The following is a 2,130-nucleotide window of genomic DNA, read 5'->3' on the forward strand; positions in this document are numbered from 1 at the left end:
GGTGCGCCCCCGGGGACATCCCTACGTGGGCTGTCGGCAGCGGTCGGTGGGTAAAGAGGGCGGGCGGTGGCGGGCATTTGTTCTGCCCGGGTGCCCTTCGTTGCGCGGGGGCCTGGCGCACCAGCGTGGGGCTCGGCGGGGTGGTGAAATGCTCCGCACGGGCGGCGATTTGGTCCAGGGTGGCCTTCACGATGGGATGCTTAGCGGTCACTTCTCCGGCCCCATCGTTGGGATTGAAGGCCGGTTCGCGCAGCCGAATGAGCGACGCCAGCAGCGCACTCAGCCCGCGATCCAGCGCACGGGGCGAGAAGGGTGTGACCGAGAGCGCCTCAACGTGGTGGGAGAAGGTCGCGTGGTAGTGGCGGAACCGCTCGTAGTGGCTCAAATCACGCGGGCGCGCCCAGTTGTAGACCGTGCAGACCAGTCCCGGATGCTGCCGCCCGACGCGGCTGGTGGCCTGGATGTATTCGGCGGTCGCTTTGGGTTGCCCGCCCACGAGCATCAGCCCCAGGCGGCTCACGTCTACGCCCACCGAGATCATGTTGGTCGCCAGCAGCACATCCACCGGAAAGCGTGACGCGCTCTCCTTCTCCGCTCTCTTCTGCTTCCTGGCCGCCTGTGCTGCGGCTTTCGCTGCGGGATCAAAGGGGATTTCCAGCCGATCCAGCATCTTCGGGATGTCGGACGCACCCAGGCGCGAGGTCAATTCCTGCACGCTGTGCGGGTCGAGGAAGCGCTTCACCAATCCGCGCCGATCCATCCTCTTCAGGCGTGTGTTGACGGCATCATCCACCGCCCGGCGCATCGCCGCCAGTTCACGCAGCGAGTTGAAGTAGCCGACCAGCGTCATCCAGGGGTCTGCTGCCGTCTCCTCCTGCTCGTAGAGGCTCTGCGCGGCGGCAAGTAGTGCAATAGCTGTCTGGATCAGGGCGGTCTTGTGGCGAATGCCGGGGGTGCAGATGCCCAGGTAGCGTCGCCCCGGATAGCGCTCGCTGATGGGCTGCTGGCGGGCAAAGAAGGTGTCCTCTGCATCCAACCCCTGCGGCGGGAAGATGTGTACCTGGCGCGCAAACAGGTTATGTACCTGTTCGCTGGCCCGCCGAATCGTCGCCGTCGAGGCGATGACTTTGGGGCGCACGCGCTTGCCATCCACCTCCCAGGTTGCCAGCGTGTCCACTGCGGTTTCGTACAATCCCACCAGGGTGCCGAGCGGCCCGCTGATCAGGTGCAGCTCGTCCTGGATGATCAGGTCGGGCGGGCGCAGCGGGGCCACCTCCAGAAAGCGCGAGGCGGGCAATCCGGCGCGTTTATGGGCCTGGTGGTTGCTGCGGTCGTCGGTGTCGGGCGTGTGGTAGCCGTGGCGCTCACAATAGCCGTCCACCTGCCCGAACAGCGCGGCAATCCGTCCGTTCCAGGGCATCTGGGCGAACTTATCGACGGTGGCAATCAGCAGACTGGGCAGGCGGCGGTAGATTTCCTCGTCCACCACCATCACGGGCACGCCCTCGCCCGGTGCCTGCTTGTGGCTGAAGGGGCAGCGCCCCAGCGGGTCGCCGCAGTAGGTAATCACCCGCGCCCGTCCGCGCTCGGCAGGCTCCGGCACAATCTGGTCGGGCGTGATGGCGCTGCCACACCAGGGGCAGGTGGTCAACTGGTGCGGCGACCCCTTCCCCGCGCCCGCGTAGCCGCTCTTCTTCAGTTGCTTGACGGCTTCCTCGGCATCCTTGACGCGGTTGGGCGTGGAGTTCTGCCCCACCCACAGCCCGATGCGGAAGGGTTCGCTGCCCCAGCGGGCGGGGTCGTCGCGGCGGATGACCTCGCAGGCGCACAGCAACGCAGCGGCCCGTTGGAACTGTTGTAGCGTGAGCAGGCGCAACGTGTAGCGCATCAGCACCGCCACACCCGCGTGCCCGTTGCGTCCGGCGATGGTGCCCTGCACGCGGCGGATCGCCATCGTGTAGGCCGCCAGCCCCAGGTAGGCTTCCGTCTTGCCGCCGCCGGTGGGGAACCAGAGCAAATCCGCGATGTTGTCGCCGGGATGGGCGACCGTCGGGTCAAGCGGCTGCACCCGTTCCGTGTGGTGCAGGTCGGTCAGCCCCGGCCCTTGCTCTTTTCCACATCTGACCCTAC

The 2,130-nt window shown here is 67.0% G+C and carries 1 protein-coding gene; it reads right to left on the bottom strand.

Annotated elements, in window-relative coordinates; all coding sequences use genetic code 11:
• Positions 1 to 2,130, bottom strand: a 2,130-nt coding sequence (drmA, locus tag I6U14_RS13880) for a DISARM system helicase DrmA (protein WP_296900109.1), incomplete at both ends; no start/stop codon positions are given.

The sequence above is a fragment of the Thiohalocapsa sp. genome (assembly GCF_019695415.1).
In the GTDB taxonomy this organism is placed as follows: Bacteria; Pseudomonadota; Gammaproteobacteria; order Chromatiales; family Chromatiaceae; genus Thiohalocapsa.